The organism is Ruegeria sp. CE9 (assembly GCF_056537425.1).
The window spans coordinates 88,892-104,108 of the sequence record NZ_JBQFRO010000001.1; the positions used below are offsets into that span (position 1 = coordinate 88,892).

Annotated in this window: 15 protein-coding genes; 10 read left to right on the plus strand and 5 right to left on the minus strand. The window is 56.5% G+C overall.

Going from position 1 to position 15,217, the window contains the following annotated elements; translation table 11 throughout:
• The first annotated feature begins 26 nt into the window (after positions 1 to 26).
• Both ACR0B3_RS00440 and ACR0B3_RS00445 read left to right on the plus strand, forming a co-directional pair.
• Entirely contained in the window at positions 27 to 1,445 is a 1,419-nt protein-coding gene (locus ACR0B3_RS00440) for a TolC family outer membrane protein (RefSeq protein WP_480807389.1), read from the plus strand.
• Between the two features lie 73 nt (positions 1,446 to 1,518).
• On the plus strand, positions 1,519 to 2,256 hold the full coding sequence (locus ACR0B3_RS00445) for a hypothetical protein (protein ID WP_480807390.1): 738 nt from the start codon (positions 1,519 to 1,521) through the stop codon (positions 2,254 to 2,256).
• A 3-nt stretch (positions 2,257 to 2,259) separates the two neighbouring features.
• Here ACR0B3_RS00445 and ACR0B3_RS00450 read toward each other — a convergent pair whose 3' ends face one another.
• Positions 2,260 to 3,717: a cobyric acid synthase gene (locus ACR0B3_RS00450; RefSeq protein ID WP_480807391.1), complete on the minus strand. Its 1,458-nt coding sequence runs from the start codon at positions 3,715 to 3,717 to the stop codon at positions 2,260 to 2,262.
• 60 nt (positions 3,718 to 3,777) lie between these two features.
• Here ACR0B3_RS00450 and ACR0B3_RS00455 point away from each other — a divergent pair, with 60 nt between their 5' ends.
• Positions 3,778 to 4,347, plus strand: coding sequence for a cobalamin biosynthesis protein CobQ (locus ACR0B3_RS00455; RefSeq protein WP_480807392.1), 570 nt, complete (start codon positions 3,778 to 3,780; stop codon positions 4,345 to 4,347).
• Between the two features lie 64 nt (positions 4,348 to 4,411).
• Here the strand turns inward: ACR0B3_RS00455 and ACR0B3_RS00460 are convergent, their stop codons facing one another.
• Complete coding sequence (locus tag ACR0B3_RS00460) at positions 4,412 to 4,732, minus strand: DUF6280 family protein (protein WP_008757056.1); 321 nt, start codon at positions 4,730 to 4,732, stop codon at positions 4,412 to 4,414.
• Between the two features lie 219 nt (positions 4,733 to 4,951).
• Here ACR0B3_RS00460 and efp point away from each other — a divergent pair, with 219 nt between their 5' ends.
• Positions 4,952 to 5,515, plus strand: coding sequence for an elongation factor P (efp, locus tag ACR0B3_RS00465; protein ID WP_170591483.1), 564 nt, complete (start codon positions 4,952 to 4,954; stop codon positions 5,513 to 5,515).
• Between the two features lie 45 nt (positions 5,516 to 5,560).
• Here the strand turns inward: efp and ACR0B3_RS00470 are convergent, their stop codons facing one another.
• Complete coding sequence (locus ACR0B3_RS00470; protein WP_480807393.1) at positions 5,561 to 6,499, minus strand: ABC transporter transmembrane domain-containing protein; 939 nt, start codon at positions 6,497 to 6,499, stop codon at positions 5,561 to 5,563.
• 107 nt (positions 6,500 to 6,606) lie between these two features.
• Complete coding sequence (gene ygfZ / locus ACR0B3_RS00475) at positions 6,607 to 7,344, minus strand: CAF17-like 4Fe-4S cluster assembly/insertion protein YgfZ (RefSeq protein WP_480807394.1); 738 nt, start codon at positions 7,342 to 7,344, stop codon at positions 6,607 to 6,609.
• A 73-nt stretch (positions 7,345 to 7,417) separates the two neighbouring features.
• Between ygfZ and ACR0B3_RS00480 the strand changes: the two genes are divergently transcribed.
• Complete coding sequence (locus ACR0B3_RS00480) at positions 7,418 to 8,092, plus strand: TIGR04283 family arsenosugar biosynthesis glycosyltransferase (RefSeq protein WP_480807395.1); 675 nt, start codon at positions 7,418 to 7,420, stop codon at positions 8,090 to 8,092.
• Between the two features lie 841 nt (positions 8,093 to 8,933).
• Here ACR0B3_RS00480 and ACR0B3_RS00485 read toward each other — a convergent pair.
• Positions 8,934 to 9,797 carry a MurR/RpiR family transcriptional regulator gene (locus tag ACR0B3_RS00485; protein WP_480807396.1) on the minus strand — a complete coding sequence of 288 codons (864 nt, stop codon included), beginning with the start codon at positions 9,795 to 9,797 and terminating at the stop codon, positions 8,934 to 8,936.
• Positions 9,798 to 9,927: 130 nt separating this feature from the next.
• Here ACR0B3_RS00485 and ACR0B3_RS00490 point away from each other — a divergent pair, with 130 nt between their 5' ends.
• The 5 genes from ACR0B3_RS00490 (at position 9,928) to ACR0B3_RS00510 (ending at position 15,146) form a co-directional block, all read left to right on the plus strand.
• Positions 9,928 to 10,719 (plus strand): N-formylglutamate amidohydrolase, encoded by a 792-nt coding sequence (locus tag ACR0B3_RS00490; RefSeq protein ID WP_480807397.1) that lies wholly within the window; start codon positions 9,928 to 9,930, stop codon positions 10,717 to 10,719.
• Positions 10,716 to 11,300 carry a TRAP transporter small permease subunit gene (locus tag ACR0B3_RS00495; RefSeq protein WP_480807398.1) on the plus strand — a complete coding sequence of 195 codons (585 nt, stop codon included), beginning with the start codon at positions 10,716 to 10,718 and terminating at the stop codon, positions 11,298 to 11,300. The genes ACR0B3_RS00490 and ACR0B3_RS00495 overlap by 4 nt, the downstream gene beginning before the upstream one ends.
• Entirely contained in the window at positions 11,297 to 12,616 is a 1,320-nt protein-coding gene (locus ACR0B3_RS00500) for a TRAP transporter large permease (protein WP_480807399.1), read from the plus strand. The genes ACR0B3_RS00495 and ACR0B3_RS00500 overlap by 4 nt, the downstream gene beginning before the upstream one ends.
• A 51-nt stretch (positions 12,617 to 12,667) precedes the next feature.
• Positions 12,668 to 13,702: a TRAP transporter substrate-binding protein gene (locus ACR0B3_RS00505; protein WP_170683113.1), complete on the plus strand. Its 1,035-nt coding sequence runs from the start codon at positions 12,668 to 12,670 to the stop codon at positions 13,700 to 13,702.
• Positions 13,703 to 13,793: 91 nt separating this feature from the next.
• On the plus strand, positions 13,794 to 15,146 hold the full coding sequence (locus tag ACR0B3_RS00510) for a glutamine synthetase family protein (protein WP_480807400.1): 1,353 nt from the start codon (positions 13,794 to 13,796) through the stop codon (positions 15,144 to 15,146).
• Positions 15,147 to 15,217: the final 71 nt, after the last annotated feature.

A 15,217-nucleotide genomic window follows, 5' to 3' on the forward strand; every position in this document is an offset into this window, starting at 1 on the left:
TAATTTCGATTTGAGAGGATTTGGTGATGCGCGGGACGACGACAGGAAAGCTGGTCAAAGGCCTCACTTTGGCTGCTGGCATCGCGTTAAGTGCGGTGCCCGGACGGTCGGTTTGGGCTGACAATCTAACTGATGCGTTTATCGGAGCGTATAACACCAGCGGTCTGCTTGAGCAGAACCGTGCACTGCTGCGGGCAGCGGATGAGGATGTCGCGATCGCTCTTTCTGCTTTGCGTCCGATCATCAACTGGACCGTGCGCGTTAGCCAAGACTACTCGCGTACCAATACAAATAACCTGATCAACACTGCTGATCCTTCGAGATTTTTTTCAGGGCTTACACTGAGCCAGTTGATTTATGACGGAGGCGCTTCGGTTCTTGGTAAGCAATCCGCACAGGAAACAGTGTTGTCCACGCGTCAGTCGCTGATTGATATTGAACAACAAATCCTGATCCGGGCTGCAAATGCCTATCTTGGTGTGCTGCTGCAAGAAGAGACAGTCGCGATCCGCCAAAACAACGTTGAAGTATCGGCTGAAGAGCTTCGTGCATCTCAGGATCGTTTTGAAGTGGGTGAGGTCACGCGAACGGACGTCGCCTTGTCCGAGGCGCAGCTGGCCAGTTCCCAAGCTGATTTGGCCGTGGCGCGCGGTAACCTAAGCATTGCACAGGCTGAATACGTGAACGCTGTTGGCAAATCGCCCGGACGCACCGCGGGTCAGCCAAGGCTGCCGAACCTCCCACGTTCAGAGTCTGACGCGGTTAACCTGGCCCAGCGCAATCACCCTGCAATTATTTCAGCACAGCATCAGGTCCGTGCACTGGATCTTATCGTACAACAGCAGCGCGCCAACCTGGGCCCGAATGTCAGCTTGAATGCGGACGCCGGTGTGACCGAGAGCTATGACAACGACGACTACGTCAATGATGCTTCGATCTCGCTGAACTTCAATCAGCCCATCTATGCCGGTGGCGGCCTTGCTGCTGCGGTGCGTCGGGCCATGGCCACGCGGGATGCATCACGAGCAAACCTGTTGAACGTACAGAAGAACATCACCCAGGGCGTTGCCGACCGTTATGCGGCATTTCAAGCCGCGACTGCTAGCTTGCGGGCATCCACAGAACGCGTGCGCGCATCGCAGGTCGCGTTTGACGGTATTCGGGAAGAGGCGACGTTGGGAGCACGGACAACTTTGGATGTCCTGAATGCTCAGCAGGATTTGTTGGACGCCCAATTGGCCGAGGTGGCTTCGCGGACCGAGCGGTCTCGGGCGGCATATGAACTGCTTCAGGCGCAGGGTTTGCTGACCGCAGAACGTTTGGGTCTTGCTGTTCAGATCTATGATCCGACGCTGTACTACAATTTGGTCAAAAAGGCGCCATCGCAAGTAAGCAAGCAAAGTCAGGATCTGGATCGGGTGCTCAAGGCATTGCGCCGCGACTAAATGGCATAGCTACCTGTTGTGGCGCTGGTCCGGATTGGTTACAATCGGATCAAGGTTAGAGCGGTAGTAAATAATGTCAGATCGTGTGGTAAACGCCAATATTCAGGACGTTCTTTCGTCGGTCAAGCGAATGGTCAACGAGGACGTGCATGACGAATCAGAGTTTATTTTTGTCCCAACCGCTTCGGCGCCCAAGCCGGGGCGGCTGGTATTGACGGATGCGCTGCGCGTCAGCGACGAACCGCTGATTGCCAAGAAGGCCGCACCGGTGAAGTTGATGCCTCAGCAAAGTACCATTGACAGTTCTCCAAAACAGCCCGCGAATGCACCAAGCATTCCCACCGAACCCATGAGATTGCAGCCCAGCGATATCGTGCGGGCGGGTAAGACCGACGCAAAGCCGGACTCGCCACAGCGTGATCTTGCGGGCAGCCTCAGCGCGAAGATCGAAGCCTTGGAAGCTGCCATCGCCCGCACCGAGGATCAATGGGAGCCAGACGGTGAGAGCGATGATGAATACTCGGGTACAAAGACAGATGCTGTCGAATGGCCAGTAGACAAGAACATTTCGCAATCTCAAGAAACAGGGGCCAGATCGGAGGCGACTTTTGTACGTGATCCGGCCGTGGTGGAGGCTATGGCACAAGAGCCAACGGATGTGACGATTGGCGAGGAAGAATTGCGTGAACTTGTCGCTCAAATAGTCCGGGAAGAGCTGCAAGGCGCGCTGGGAGAGCGGATTACAAAGAACCTGCGCAAGATGGTTCGGCGCGAGATAACGCGTGCGATGGCCGCGTCGGATGTGGACTAAGGGTTAGGTCTCTCGCGGCGTCTGTGCCAACGATAAAAGCAGATCCAGATCCATATGCTGTTCCAGATGGTCGGCAAGGTCATCCAGCACTTGTTCGACGCCATCCTCATAGGCGTTTTCTGATGTCACACCCAATTCGCCGAGGTAGCTGGCGCGAAATGCATCTGATGTGAAAATCCCGTGCAGATAGCTTCCACGTACACGCCCATTGGCGCTGGCGGCGCCCTCTGGGCGCCCCTCGATCTGTAACCAAGCGCGGGCGCAATCCGGGCCGTCGGTTCTGCCCATATGGATTTCATAACCGCTGACAGGTTCACGACCGGGCAGGGCGGTTGCTGAGCGCAGGGTGACTTGCTTTTTGCCTGCCATAACGGTGCTGACATCCAGTAGCCCCAGCCCGTCGACCTGACCGGGGCGGCCATCGACGCCATCAGGATCAGAGATGGTTTTTCCCAGCATCTGATAACCACCGCACAGACCAAGAACATGGCCACCACGGCGGACATGAGCGTAGAGGTCGATGTCCCAGCCCTGTGCCCTGAAATAGGCGAGATCACCGATTGTAGATTTGCTGCCAGGCAGTAGCACCAGATCGGCATCTCCAGGCAGAGGGCGACCTGCGGGGACGATCTCGACCGTGACCTCAGGTTCTGCAGAAAGTGGATCGAGATCGTCGAAATTCGCCATACGCTCAAGCTGCGGCACAACGATCTTGCACGCGCCCCCAGCGTGAGAGCGAATGTCCATCATATCTTCGGCAGGAAGTTTCCAGGCATCATGGAACCATGGCACTACACCCAAGCAGGGCCAACCGGTTCGGGTAGCGATATCATCGCGCCCTTCATCAAATAGGGAAACGTCTCCTTTGAACCTGTTTATTGCAAAGCCTCGGATCATCTCGAGATCCCCGGCCTCTAGAACGGCCTGAGTCCCAACGATCTGGGCAATCACGCCGCCGCGATGGATATCGCCGACCAGAACAACCGGAACCCCAGCGGTACAGGCAAATCCCATATTTGCAATGTCACCTTTGCGCAAATTGGTTTCTGCCGGACTTCCTGCACCTTCGATCAGCACCAGATCGGCATCGCAGCAAAGCCGGTCGAAGCTTTGCAAAGCTGCACCCAGCAGCTTGGATTTGTCCTTGCGGTAGTCGCCTGCTTTCATGGTGCCAGCGCGCTGACCCTGTAGGATAATCTGAGCGCCCGTATCGGTTTCAGGCTTCAACAGGATCGGGTTCATATCCGTATGGGTTGGCCGTTTTGCCGCCCGCGCTTGCAAGGCTTGCGCGCGCCCGATTTCTCCGCCGTTTTCGGTCACGGCTGCATTGTTCGACATGTTCTGCGGCTTGAACGGAGCGACCCTTAGCCCACGTCTGGTGTAGGCGCGAGCCAAGCCGGCCACCAAAACCGATTTGCCGACATTGCTGCCAGTGCCCTGAATCATGATGGACCGTGCCATGGCCTGTCTCCTATGCTCAGGCGCAGATGACCTGATTCAAGGCCAAAGGAAAAGCCCCAGATGAACACACCTGCGCATCTTTTGATCGGCGCTGCCGTTTTTGCGCGCCCGGCTCGGGGGCCGACCCTTGGGGCTGCGCTGTTCGGATCGTTGCTGCCGGACCTGTCGCTCTATGTGATGGTCAGTGTCTCGGTGTTTGTCTTGAATATCCCGCCGCAAGTTGTGTTTGATCAGCTCTACTTTTCGCCGGCATGGCAAACCGTATTCGCGATCGATAACTCGTTTGTTCTGTGGGGATTGGCGCTTGGGCTGGGGCTGTGGCGAGGATGGCGCCTGTTAACCGCCGGTGCATCGGCAGGGTTGCTGCATCTCGTGATGGACTTTTTCTTGCATGCAGGTGATGGTCGCCCGCAGTTCTGGCCATTCAGTTCCTGGGTTTTTCACAGTCCGGTCAGTTATTGGGACAGCGCACATCACGCGTTTTGGGTTGCACCGGTCTCAATGGCCATGTGCATCGCTGCCTATGCAGTCTTATGGCGGCGCGGTTTGTCAGCTTCTTCAAAACTGCTGTTTACAGTTCTGCTTGCAGCCGAGCTTTGGGTTGCGCGGCAATGGATCATGTATTTCTGATTTCACAAATGAAAAACGCGCCCTGATGTCAGGGCGCGTTTTTTCAATTGGATGCCGGGATCAATCAGGCCGCTTCAGCCTGCTGTGCCGCATTCCGGCGTTCGCTTTCTTCGCGCGACAGTGCAACAGATGTGCGCACGCCACGTCCAACGAACTCCATCAACCCACCGACAACCCGCTCATTTGGGTCGATACCGGCACATGACAATACTTCGCGCCCATCGCGCGAACGCGCCCAGCGGGCAATTTGTTCTGGTCCATTGCCATACTTTTTGTCATCAGCGATGGCATCATCCAGTGCAGCCAGTACAACGGCTGCGAAAAGTTTACGTGCACGATTGCCTTGTTCGTTGTTAAAGGCCGTGCCGTCAACGAAATCTCTCATCTCGTTTTTCCTGTTTTTCTTGCTCTTGCAATTTTCGGCGTGACGGTCCTTATGACCTATTAGATGCGATTCGGATACACCTAAATTGCATAACTACTTTGCGTCATTTGCATAGCTTGCTGCGTGTGCAGCACTAGGTTTCGTTGTCTTGTCAGGTGTGGTCACGCCAGATATAGGGACAACAACTGACGCATCAACCGTTTGTGAAGGATTTAAGTCATGCCCAAGATAAATGGGAACGAAATTCGCCCCGGCAATGTGCTTGAGCATAACGATGGGCTTTGGGCTGCAGTCAAAGTGGATCATGTAAAGCCCGGTAAAGGCGGTGCTTTTGCACAGGTCGAGCTGCGCAACCTGCGCAATGGCTCAAAGCTGAACGAACGGTTCCGTTCGGCAGATAAAGTTGAGCGTGTACGGCTTGAGCAAAAAGATCAGCAGTTCTTGTACGAATCCGATGGCATGCTGGTGTTCATGGATTCCGAGACCTACGAACAGATCGAACTGCCTTCGGACCTTTTGGGCGAACGCCGCCCGTTTCTGCAGGACGGCATGACCATTGTGGTCGAGTTTTACGAGAGCGAGGCTCTGAACGCCACGCTGCCTCAGAAGGTCACCTGCAAGATCGTCGAGACCGAGCCAGTCGTCAAAGGGCAAACCGCCGCGAACTCGTTCAAACCGGCCGTTCTGGACAATGGCGTGAAGGTCATGGTTCCGCCCTTTGTCGGACAGGATGAGATGATTGTGGTGAATACCGAGACCATGGAATATTCCGAACGCGCCTGACGTCCTGCAGCTTCACCAAACAAAGGGTCGCTGAGCGGCCCTTTTTTATTGGGGGCGAACGCGATAGCGCTCGGGGTGATCTCCGAACAGCTCCAACATCAACTCGTACTTGATGCGATTGGCGCTGACCTGTCGATAAAACGCGATCAGAAATGCTGTTGGTCCTTGAATGCGGCCAAGGCCGCTAATCGCGGCCACAACGGTGCCGACATCGGTGCGACCTTGCAGAACAAGCCAGCCGCCCAGCATCAGGATGCCGACGGTACCCGCGCCGTTGATCACGCTCAGTAGAAACTTGGCCGAGAGTTTCCAGATAAACATCTTGCGGCGGGTCTCGAATATCTCGTCAAATTGCGTCTCAATCGCTTTTGAGGCTGCTTCAAGGTCCTCATGCGTCACACTGTCAGTTGCGCTGCGCAGGATCCGTACACGCTCGGCCACGAAGACATTCACCTTACGCTGCGAAGCCAGCACAATGATGATCTGCGGTACAATCATGGACAGCGCGATCAATCCCAGCCCTGGTTGTGTGGCCGAGATGTAGCCGATCACGCTGATTAAGGTCCCGATCTGCACAACCGGATCAGAAAACGCACCGCCTCCGAATTTACCCAGCTCTTCCGCCTCGGCGGATATGGCTGTTGTCATTGTACCTGAACCCAGGTCTGGCCCCTCGGCTTTGACATCAATTGCGCGCACCAGCAGTCGCCCCCGGATAAGGCGGATGATGTCTTCGCCCAGTGTTCCGGCCCGATACCCAAGCACCCATTTCAACGCGAGGCTCAGTAAAATGACACCTATCATTCCAGCGCCAAGCAATAGCAGGTGATCAACCTCGATACTGTCGGAGGTCAGGTGGTTGATGATGTCGCGCTGAAACTCCAGCGGTGCTGCAGCAAGCGCAGCGACTGCCAAGGACAGTAATATGAGAATGATTTGCCGCCCGGCGCTGACACGCCATATCGCAGTATAAAGGCGTAACATCCAAGTACCCCGTTTGGCCGAATACCAATAGTGATACCGAGCAGCTTGGCAGCTTCAACTGCGCATTAGTCTAGAGGCAAGAGGCCGTGCCGGTTCGGCAACAAAGATCAGCTTGGCAGTTTGAGCCTCGCGTCGCTCGCCTGCATGTTATCACTCGCGCGATCCAACCGAAGATAAGCGATCGCCTTACCGTCAGACTGCGTGAACAACACACCGGCGGGTTTGCCGCCTGATTGAATCTCGGTCCCAACCGGTGCCGCGCCTTCGATCTCGACAACACGTAGCCCTTTGCGCAGCTCGGTCTTGTGCTTCATGCGCGCGGTAACTTCCTGACCCACATAGCAGCCCTTCTTGAAATCGAGCCCGTTCAGGGCCTCGAAACCGGATTCAAGGATATAGCTGTCGGGTGTTAATTCGATACCTGTTTCGGGGATACAATGCCGGACTCGGATCGCATTCCAGTCGGTTCCGTCATCGCCTTCGGGCGCAGCAGAGTAGGCGCGCCATCCCAGATCAGAATGCCGAGGGTCGGGCAGGGCGCCATCCGGCGCAGGGCCGGTGCCGCGCTGAAGATTGAGATCAGTTTCGTCGATGGATACATCTGCGCGCAGCTTGTACATGGTCAACCGTTTGGCAAGCCCATCGGCCAGTGTATCGGCCACATCCAGCAAAATCGAGCCACCATCCCGCTTCAGAATGAAGTCGGCCAGATACTTACCTTGTGGGGTCAAAAGAGCGGCATAGACCAGACCGTCGTCCAGTCGCTGCACATCATTTGTGATCAGCCCCTGCAGAAAGCTTTCGGTATCCTTGCCGGACAGGCGCAGAATGCGGCGATTGGACATGGGTTGATCCTCGTCATTTCGTCTGGCCTCGTGATATAGGAGATCGCGCTGCCATGACCAGAGGGTTTCAGACGTGTCCGCCCCGATCTCTATCGTGATTCCAACCTTGAATGCGGGGCAGGCCCTGCCAGGCACCTTGCAGGCGTTGATGGAAGGGCTCCAGACCGGACTGATCCGCGAGTTGATTATAAGCGATGGTGGCTCAGAAGACCCGACGCTGGAGATCGCTGATGAGGCAGGCGCCCGGATCGTGACCGGCCCAGCTTCGCGCGGCGGGCAATTGCAGCGGGGATGTGCAGAGGCCCTGGGCGATTGGCTATTGATTCTGCATGCCGACACTGAGCTGCAATCGGGTTGGAGTGCCCTGGTTGCAGAGCATCTGGAAACAGAGCAGCCAGCAGCATTCCGGTTACGATTTCGTGCCAGCGGGTTTGGTGCCAGCTGGGTCGCCGCTTGGGCCAATCTGCGTAGCCGTTTGTTTCGATTGCCTTATGGCGATCAGGGGCTGCTGGTGCGTCGCCAAGACTATACTTCGGCTGGGGGGTTCCCGGATCAACCGCTTATGGAGGACGTGGCCTTGATCCGTGCATTGCCGCGCCCTGTACTGTTAAAGGCTGACGCGGTTACGAGTGCGGAACGCTATATCCGTCAGGGTTGGTTTCGGCGGGGTGCACGGAACCTTTGGACTCTGGCACGGTACTTTCTTGGGGCTGATCCGCACCTTTTGGCGCAGTCGTATCGGGGTTGAACGCGGTGCGCAGTTCGACGATGGATTTGCCCAGCCGGAAGGGCGCGGCAAAGCTGACGAGGCACAAGGCGATAATCTGCAGCACTAAAATATGCGCATTTGCCTGCAGGTATTCCCATTCGTCCTTGAGCTTGCCGACCTGTTCGATCAGATCGTCGTAACTCTGAGCCAGGATCAGATAATCCCCTGCAATTGCAGGCACTTTGCGCCGCATGTTGTCAATCGCGGTTTGTGTTGCTTCATCCAGTGAGGTGAAAACAAGGAACTGATCAATGCTGAACGCGTCCGCCTTTGCCGTCATTTCGCGCGCCTCGTCCATGTCATCCTGAGTGGTGCGGGCGAACAGAAAATGAAGCCCTTGCAGCGGCGCCACTTCGTTTGTGACGGCAATAAACAACGGTAAATCGGCATTGCTTGCGGTCGAGGCAGACAGAAATTCCACTTTCTCACATAAAACGGCCGTGTCCGGGTCATAGGCCGGATCGCAGAAACGCAGTCGGAACCTTGCGGCATCTCGGTCGAACGCAAGTGTGGCGGCATAGGCCACATCAATCTGACGGTCCAGCCGAGAACTGTCCGACGTGTAGAGCCCCGCCATGACCGCCACCAGCGCACCAATCCCGCCCAGGACGACCCAGACCAGATCCGCAAGTTTCCACGCCCGATGGCCTGCGGGCTTACGGAATAGGAACCCGGTGCCGATCAGGCCAATCAGGAAGGCCAGGATCAGCAGCGGCAGTTGATTGTCGGCAATAAATGTCATGGAGGGGAGTGTACGGCCTGCGCGGAAACTGACAACAGTCCTCACGCGCAGTTGTAACGGATGACACTTTGGATTTGATCAGGACCCAGAGCTTTGGCCGAATTTGCGGAACAGTTTTGTGCGGTCGAACGCCTGCTCTAACTCGTCTGTACGCTGTTTGACGCTGTCCCATAGGCGTTCCTGCATCTCTGCAACCACGCATTCTAGCAAAACCAACAACGACGCCATCGAGTCCCAGGCGGAAGGTACTGCGATACGGGCGGCGAATGTATGTTTCGCTAGTCGATGGATCGGGGATCGCCATTGGTCTGTCAGCAGAACCACCTCGGCCCCGCGTTCGTGGCAGAGCTGTCCGATCAGCAGGGTCGTGTTCTCATACCGGCGCACATCTAATGCGACCAACACATCGCCCTCACGCACTTCCAGAAGATCGTGGGTCCAAGAAGCGGCGTCAGACAACAGCTTCACATCCGGGCGGATCATTTGCAGGTGAAGATATAGGTATTGTGCCAGCGCACCGGTGATCCGGCCCCCGGTGATGAAAACGCGCCGACTGGGATCACAGAGCAGGCGGCAGAAACTGTCAAATTCTGCCGGGTCAATCTCATCAATCGAACGTTTCTGGTTTTCAAGCGCCTGACGTGAATAACGGTTGAGGATATGTTCTTCAGGCAGGTCATTTTGCCAGACATCGCGCTTGGCCACGGGACCCGAGATCATCTCTTTCACTTCGCCACGGATTGCAGCCTGAAACTGGGGGTAACCCTCAAATCCAGTTTTCTGCAGCATCCGTGTAACTGTGGTCGTCGATACCGAGGCGACGCTCGCCAGTTCCGTTATGCTGCCAAGGCCCGCCATCGGATAATCATCCAAAAGCACATTTACCAACTGTCGTTCAGAGGGCGTCATCGTTTCGCGATGCGCAAGGAGCCTTTCTGTCACCCGCACGGCAAGTTCCTCAGTCAGTTGACGGACACATTGCTGTATAAAATTTGACAAAGCAATCTTGTGTGTAGGGTTTTGTACAGGAAAATTATTGACAGGTGAAGATTGTCTGTGGAAATTTTTCCAAATGGAATCACGCGACCCCTCTGCAATCAATGTTTGCGCTGACTTTGGTCCGGTTGTTCGCATCGGCGAGACGACAGGTGAGCCCAAGGTCGTGGTGGTGTGCGAACATGCGTCTCGTCGAATCCCGGTTTGGCTGGGGGACATGGGGCTAAGCCCCGAAGCGCTGAGCAGCCACATCGCTTGGGATCCGGGCGCGCTGCCGGTTGCGCAGTCGCTTGCCCGACAGCTGGACGGCATTCTGGTGCAGGGTGAAATTTCGCGGCTGGTCTATGACTGTAACCGCCCGCCCGAGGCACGCGATGCAATACCGGCACAGAGCGAAGACACCGTGATCCCCGCCAATGTCGATTTGGCACCAAAGGCGCGTCAAGATCGCGTTGATGGCGTCTATGCACCATTTGCGCAGGCGCTGAATGATACCATATCCCAGCACATTCATTCGTTAGAGCTGATGGTAACGGTGCACAGCTTCACACCTGTGTATAGGGGCACTCCCCGTGATGTTGAACTCGGGTTGCTACATGGCAAGGATGCGCGTTTCGCCAAAAAGATGCTAACCAGCGCAGACCCCGATTTGCCGCTGATTACGCGCCTGAACGAACCCTATTCAGCAGTAGATGGTGTTGCTCATACGTTGGATTGCCATGCGATGCCCAATGGGCTGTTGAATGTCATGATCGAGATCCGAAACGACTTGATCCAGACCCATGAGCAGCAGCAAGTCATGGCGGATTGCCTGGCGCCATGGATCAATCGCACATTGTCGATCATGCGCAGCAGAGACGTCGCATGATCAGGGCGATGGCAACATATGTGCGTGTGGTCGATGCGATGAACTATCGGATTGGCCGGGTGATGATGTGGGGCCTGTTTGTGATGATGGCCATTCTGCTGTGGTCCTCGATCTCGAAGACGTTCTTCCTGCCGTCGCTCTGGACGCTGGAAATGGCGCAGTTTGCGATGGTGACCTATTACATCATGGGGGGTCCGTATTCGATCCAGCTGGGCTCGAACGTGCGGATGGACCTGTTCTACCACAATTGGAGCCATCGCAAGAAGGCATGGTTCGACGCTTTCACAGTGATGCTACTGATCCTGTATCTCGGCGTTCTTTTCTATGGCGGCCTCGGCTCAACCGCCTACAGCCTTGGCTATTGGGGTCATGAACCTGTCACCTATTTCACCGGCCTTCTAACCGGCAGCGAAGAGATTGGGCGGCTGGAGCGTTCATCCACCGCATGGCGGCCTTACATCTGGCCGGTCAAGGCGATCATGGTCTTCGGCTTCTTCCTGATGCTGCTGCAGGCGATATCAGAGTTCTTCAAAGACATTGCGCGGATCAACGGGCAAGAGATCGGGGCAGCGCGGGCATGAGCCAGGAATTTATCGCCATTTTCATGTTCGCCTCGATGATGCTGATGCTGTTCACCGGGCAGCGCGTTTTTGGGGCGATTGGCGCCGTCGCGGCCGTTGCCGCGTTGGCGCTTTGGGGGACAGGCGGTCAGGACATTCCGTTTTCGGCGGCGATGAAGCTGATGAAATGGTACCCGCTGCTGACGCTGCCGATGTTCATCTTCATGGGCTACGTCCTCAGCGAAAGCCGCCTGGCTGACGATCTGTACCGCATGTTCCACGTCTGGATGGGGCCGGTGAACGGGGGCCTCGCGATCGGTACGATTGGCCTGATGGTGCTGGTTTCGGCCATGAACGGACTCAGCGTGGCCGGGATGGCCATCGGGGCGACGATTGCTTTGCCCGAGCTACTTCGGCGCGGCTATGACAAGACCATGGTGACCGGTGTCATTCAGGCCGGGTCGAGCCTTGGCATCCTCGTGCCGCCGTCGGTCGTTCTGGTGCTCTACGCCATGATCGCGCGGCAACCTGTGGGCCAGTTATGGCTGGCGGGGATTGTTCCGGGATTGCTGATGGCGTCCATGTTCATCCTCTACATTTGGATACGGTGCCGCATTCAGCCGCATCTGGGCCCTGCGATGGAAGACGCGCATCAGGTGCCGCGGGCTGAAAAACTGCGTCTTCTCGGGGCGGGGGCGCTGCCGCTGATCATCTTTGCCGCGATGATGGTGCCCTTTGTGAATGGCTGGACATCACTGGTGGAAAGTTCGGCCATCGGAGCGTTGGCGGCACTGGTTGCATCGATCCTCAAGCGTCGGATGACGTGCAAGATCTTTGAAAATTGCACCAAGCAGACGCTCGCGATTTCCTGCATGTTCATGTGGATCATCCTTGCGGCGCTGGGTTTTGGTGCGGTGTTTGACGGGCTGGGCGCGGTCAAAGCCATCGAGAACCTGTTCACCGAGCAACTGGGCCTGTCACCCTGGCTGATCCTGATCTTGATGCAGCTCAGCTTTATCGTGATGGGTACGTTTTTGGACGACACCGCGATGCTGGTCATTGTCGCCCCGCTTTATGTGCCATTGGTCGGTGCGCTCGGCTTTGATCTGATCTGGTACGGCGTGCTTTACACAATCACCACCCAAATCGCGTATATGACGCCACCCTTTGGCTATAATCTGTTTCTCATGCGCGCCATGGCGCCGCCAGAGATCAGCCTGCGGGACATCTACCGCTCGATCGTGCCTTTTGTCGGGGTGATGATCCTGGCCCTCGCGATCATAATGACGTTCCCTGAGATCGCCTTGTGGCTGCCCGGGTATGTTTACGGAAATTAACCAGAAGGCCCGGCAAACGGGCACCCAAACTTTAACGGAGAGGAAATTGACATGACGACAAGACGTAAGTTTCTGAAAACCGCAGGTGTCGGTGTTGCCGCAGCACCTTTGGCAACGCCCGCACTGGCGCAGAGCACGATCACCTGGCGGATGCAGACCTATGCGGGCCCAGCACTGGCCGAGCATGTGATCGATCCGGCCATCAAGATGTTCAACCAGATCGCTGGTGACCGCATGCAGATCGAGCTGTTCTATGCCGATCAGCTGGTCCCGACCGGCGAGCTGTTCCGCGCCATGCAGAAGGGCACCATCGACGCGGTGCAGTCGGACGACGATTCGATGGCCTCGCCAACCGAGGTCACGGTGTTCGGTGGTTATTTCCCGTTCGCCTCACGCTACTCGCTCGATGTGCCGGTGCTGTTCAACCAATGGGGCCTGAACGAGATCTGGGACGAAGAATATTCCAAGGTCGGTGTCAAACACATCAGCGCCGGAGCGTGGGACCCGTGCCACTTTGCCACCAAAGACCCAATCAACAGTCTGGCTGACTTGCAGGGCAAGCGCGTCTTTACCTTCCCAACGGCGGGCCGGTTCCTCAGCCAGTTTGGTGTGGTTCCTGTGACTCTGCCATGGGAGGATATCGAGGTTGCGGTACAGACCGGCGAGCTGGACGGTATCGCCTGGTCAGGTATCACCGAAGACTACACTGTGGGTTGGGCGGATGTGACCAACTATTTCCTAACCAACAACATCTCAGGTGCCTGGGCGGGCCATTTCTTTGCCAATATGGACCGCTGGAACGAGTTGCCCGAAGATCTGCAGACGCTGTTCAAAGTGTGCTGTGACCAGTCGCATTATTATCGTCAGTGGTGGTATTGGGGTGGCGAGGCCAATCTGCGGGTTAACGGAACCAAGATGCAACTGACCACCATCCCCGACGCGGAATGGGCAACGGTCGAAGAGGCTGCGGTGAAGTTCTGGGACGAAATCGCCGCAGAATCCGAGACCAAGGCAAAGGTTGTTGATATCTTCAAACGCTACAATGCCGAGATGCTCAAGGCCGGTCGGCCATACCGCTACGGCTGATAGAACAGGACCGGCTCGTTTGAGGGCGGGCCGGTCCAAACAGAGTTCAAGAATTTTCGACGAAAATTCTCGCGTATCGCAGAGGTGAATAATGCTGACGTTCGAGCATCTTAAGGCGCAGGTTTCTGCCGGAGAGATTGATACCGTGCTGGTCTGCATGGTCGATATGCAGGGCCGTTTGATGGGCAAACGGTTTCACGCAGGGCACTTTGTTGCTGGCGCGTGGGAGGAAACCCATTGCTGTAACTACCTGCTGGCCACCGATCTCGAAATGGGAACGCCCGATGGCTATGCGTCAACCAGCTGGGAGCGGGGGTATGGCGATTATGTGATGAAACCGGACCTGAGCACCCTGCGCCCTGTGCCCTGGCTGGAAGGGACGGCGATGGTGATGTGCGATGTGCTGGATCATCATACCCATGAAGAAGTGCCGCATGCACCTCGTTCGATCCTCAAACGTCAGGTCAACCGACTGAAGGCGATGGGCTACGATGCGATGTGCGCGACTGAATTGGAGTTTTTCCTGTTCGAGAAAAGCTTTGACGCGATCCGCAAGGAAGGTTTTCGCGATCTTGAGCCGATCTCGGGGTATAATGAAGATTATCACATTCTCCAGACCACCAAGGAAGAGCATGTGATGCGCCCGATCCGCAACCATCTGTGGGATGCGGGGATACCGGTTGAGAACACGAAAGGCGAGGCCGAGACCGGGCAGGAAGAGCTGAACATCAAATATGCGCCTGCGATGGAGACGGCCGAGTATCATTCGATCGCCAAGAATGCGGTGAAAGAGATCGCGTGGCAGCACGGGCATGCGGCGACGTTTTTGCCGAAATGGCATCATGAGAAGGTGGGCAGTTCGTCCCACGTGCACCAATCGCTCTGGTCCGAGGGGCTGCCGATCTTTTTCGACGAAAAAGATCCGCTCGGCATGTCGGATGTGATGAAAAGCTACATGGCGGGTCTGCTGAAATACGCCGCCGATTACACCTGTTTCATGGCGCCCTATATCAACAGCTACAAGCGGTTCATGAAGGGTACCTTTGCACCGACGCGGGTCATCTGGTCGGTTGATAACCGCACCGCCGGGTTCCGCCTGTGCGGTGATGGCACCAAGGCGGTACGAGTGGAATGCCGTATTCCGGGCTCGGACATGAACCCCTATCTGGCGATGGCGGGGATGCTGGCCGCCGGGATCGCTGGCATCGAAGAAGGGCTGGAATTGCAACCACCGACCACAGGTGACGTCTATCAGGGCGAGACGGGGATGATTCCCGGCAATTTGCGCGCGGCGCGGGATGCGCTGTATGGCTCGGTCATGTTGCGGGCCGCGATGGGAGATGACGTTGTCGACCACTATGCGCGCGCGGCCGAGGTGGAGATCGAGGAGTTTGAGCGCGTGGTGACCGATTGGGAAATTGCCCGAGGGTTTGAACGGGCTTGAGAGGGTGAAGGCGAGGGGCCAGCCCCGCCGCCATTGGTACTCGAACCAATGGCGCACCAATGGCGGCCCCC